The sequence below is a fragment of the Polaribacter sp. Z022 genome (genome assembly GCF_023555495.1).
Lineage (GTDB): Bacteria > Bacteroidota > Bacteroidia > Flavobacteriales > Flavobacteriaceae > Polaribacter.
On record NZ_JALCZO010000015.1, the window covers coordinates 1 to 3,202 of the forward strand.

At 29.0% G+C, this 3,202-nt stretch carries 1 protein-coding gene; it reads right to left on the reverse strand.

Annotated elements, in window-relative coordinates:
- Positions 1 to 385: 385 nt before the first annotated feature.
- On the reverse strand, positions 386 to 2,578 hold the full coding sequence (locus MPF13_RS15300) for a hypothetical protein (protein WP_249983633.1): 2,193 nt from the start codon (positions 2,576 to 2,578) through the stop codon (positions 386 to 388).
- Positions 2,579 to 3,202: the final 624 nt, after the last annotated feature.

Genomic DNA, 3,202 nt, shown 5'->3' on the forward strand with positions numbered 1-3,202 from the left:
CACACTGTCAATAATAGATTTCTCAATCGTTCATACTTCACTCATCGAAATGACAGCAACTATTTGTCATTTCGACCTTGTGGAGAAATCTATAAACACTCATTCTTTTTTTCATTGCTAAAAAAAGAACCAAAAAAATCTAGACTTCAACTTTCGACGGTCAAAACTATTCTCGAATTCTAAAATAAATGAACTCGTTGCACTCAAACAGCATTTATTTTTACGAATTCTTCAAATGTTTGACGCTCGCCTGCAAGTTTTTTGTCGGTTTGAAATTCGTAACAAAAACGACATATTTTTGTTAATATACCTATGTCATTGCGAGGTACGAAGCAATCTCAATCTCATAAACAGACTGCTTCGTCATACTACTTAGCTATAATATTTAAAACAAGTATTTCAACATAGAAGGTATTAAATTAAAACCTAAACTTGCTGTAATATACATGCCATTATTTTTTACTCTTTCTACTTCTTGATTCACCATTTTATCTGTTTTTCCAAAACGATACCCCATACCTAAATGCAGATTTCTAATTGGTTCTACACCAAAACCAAAATAAAAATTGTCGGTAATATTAGCGTCCTCATAATCTATAGAAATATCAAAATGTATAGTTTCTGTCAACCAATCTGAGGCATCAACATTTAAATCTTGATTTTTTAAATAAGTAGAAAAAGTAATAGAGGGTTTTACACCAGAATTATCTATTTCTTTGGGTGTATTGTTTACATCTAATTCATAGCTTTTACTTGATGTCCAAAGAGCACCAGCAGTTAAAGTAAAACGATACAAACGATGTGTAGGAGGTAACTCGTCACTTACCAGTAATTTAGAAGCATAAGTAATATCGTAACTTGGTTCTTTCACCTTTCCATCTTCAACTTTTTTTACATAATTTTCAATATTTAATTGATTTGTATATAAATTAATGGTTGGAGCAGAATTTGCTTTAAAAGGTTTTGGATATTTTAATATATACTCCGTATAATTAGGTGTATTTGTTTGCTTTAAGCTAATTAGACCTAGTATTTTTTTTATTTTTTTATTTTTCTCTTGTTCGTTTTGAATCAATTTTTGAAGGATGTTTTTCTTAAAAAAACTTTCGTGATCAAATTTTAAAAATGCTGCTGTATCTTTTTGAGAAGGAAAATCTTTTTTTTCGTCTGCAAGGAAACCATTTGCTTCTGTTGAATAAACATTTAATTCAGCGTAATATGCTACATCTTTAATCAAATTTTGTGTAACATTATTTTTATTTATTGTTTTACTTTCTATTTTCTTTATTATTTTTTCAGCTATTGCAGTAGTATCAGAAGAGGTGTTTTCTTCAGTTATATTTTCACTTTTTACAGCTACTATACCTCCAATAATGTCACTTAACAAACCATTACTAATATCGTCAATTGCTTCCATTCCTTTAAAATTACTTACAGATTCTACAGCTACTGAATCATTTTGACTGGTTAGCATAGAGATCTTAAAAGGTGTGTTTTTTATAAGGTCTGGTGTAAAATTAATAATGTGAGCATACAATTGAGAGGTTGTTGTAAGTTGAGGTAAAGTAGGGGTTAATCTTGCCACTTCTAGTTGTTTGTTTTTAGCATTCAGATTTTCGTTGTTATTGATATCATAAACTATTTCGTGGATGTCTTTAGTTTTAGAAAGCAATATACCCTGATGCAACACCTTATATAAAGGTTTTTTAATAAATTCTTTAGAGGTATCATTTTTGAATATTATATTTTGCATAGACGCAACTAATTCGGTGTTTCGTTTTGTAATTTTTTTTATAGAATCATTTACCAATTGAACGCTATCCTTAATCAATCTGGTTTTTAAGAGTATTTTTTCATTTAATTTTACAATTTCATTCCCTAAATCAGCAATGTATTTTGGAGTAGTGGCTGCATGTGTAATTTTAGTAAGGTTGGTTATAATTTCTTTTTTAGAAGCCAATGTAGTGGTTAATTTTTCCTTTTCTTTATCTTCTAAACTTTCCTTCTTTTTAAACTTTTCTGCTAATTTTTGATAAGCTTCTATGCTTTTTTTATTTTTATCTAGTGCCATTAAATAAGAATCGAAACCATTGGCATTGGTATCTATATAATTTTTAACAATACTGTGCAAAGTAGTTTCATACTGCTTTAAAAACACATTTAATTGAAGGGTTTTGGTTTTATCATTACTGATGCTTGACAAATACTTTTTTCCTTCTTTGTTGGCTTCTACCAACCAATAATTAAAATATCTTGCATTGTTTTTTATTTCATCAAAAGTATAGTTAATACCTTTTTTATCATACTTTAAAACTCTTAAAGTGTTATTAGAACCTATAATATTGGCTTCAAAATTATAGTGGTTACGCCATTGGTATAAAATAAAATAATTAGGTTTTTCTTCTTCTGTAATTTCGTCTATAAGTATTCTAAATTCTAGGCCTTCAGTAGTAGGAGCATCAAAACCATAATTTTTAATAATTTTCCCTTTTTTATCAAATACTAGGGTTCTTTCTTGTGCGATGCTATTTGTAATAATAAAAAATACAAATAACGTTTGGAGTAATTTATTTTTCATGAGGTTGTTTATTAGTTAGTTACTTTGTAAAAATAAAACAAAAAAACCTTTACTAATTACCTACAATTAAGTAAAAATAACTATAAAATTTTTACATCAAATTATCTTCAACATAAAACAGACCCTTACGTCATACTTACTCGAGAGACGAATACTATTTGTCATTTCGACCTTGTGGAGAAATCTATCATAACAATCAAACACACACTGTCAATTCGAGTGAATTTTACGATTGTAATGAGTAAAATTTGTATCGAGAATAGTTTTTTAACCATTATCACGAGTTCTCGATACAATTTTTTATCAAAAATCACTCGAACTGACATACTTTTATTTTAGCAAGAATTCTTAGGGTTTTGAAACGGCAAGTGTCCAAAGAGTTTACGGTCTGGACACGATAGTGGAAAAAGCATGTAGAATTCCATAAAATAAAAGAAAGTCTAGATTTTTGTTTCTTTTCATCAATGGAAAAGAAAAAGGAAAACAACACAACAGACTGTTTCGTCATACTTCCTCGCAGAGACGAATACAATTGTCATTGCGAGGAGGAACGACGTGGCAATCTCAACAACACACACTGTCAATAATAGATTTCTCAATCGTTCATACTTCACTCATCGAAAT